The organism is Pseudomonas sp. 2995-3, assembly GCF_002742565.1.
Taxonomy (GTDB): Bacteria; Pseudomonadota; Gammaproteobacteria; order Pseudomonadales; family Pseudomonadaceae; genus Aquipseudomonas; species Aquipseudomonas edaphica.
In genome coordinates, this window is the sequence record NZ_LJSB01000098.1 from 1 (window position 1) to 346 (window position 346).

Sequence of the window (346 nt, forward strand, 5' to 3'; positions counted from 1 at the left end):
AGAAAGGACTTTCTTCTGTTAACGGAAGTTTAACTGTTTGACCTTGACTTGCAGATTGATAGATTGCCGTTATAAATTCCAATGTACGTCGCCCTTCTATACCATCAATTAGAAGTTCCTTCTCTCCTGCAATAGCCTTTAACACGTCTTGAATTTGACCAGTATGCCCCTCAAATTCCACTTTTGGCAAGGAATCGTATGCTTTTTGTATTTCCTCTTCTAGGGTGTTATCATCCATTGGGAAACCATTTTCCTGTGATGCTGATGCCTTAAGCTTCCAAGGAGCCGATACACGTGCTTTTTTCCCTTGAGAAATTAATTGTTGCTCTTCTCCATGATGTACAAC

At 40.2% G+C, this 346-nt stretch carries 1 protein-coding gene; it reads right to left on the bottom strand.

The window, feature by feature from the left end:
* The coding region (locus AOA62_RS31715; RefSeq protein WP_256592295.1) for a Gfo/Idh/MocA family oxidoreductase at positions 1 to 346 on the bottom strand (346 nt) is incomplete at both ends.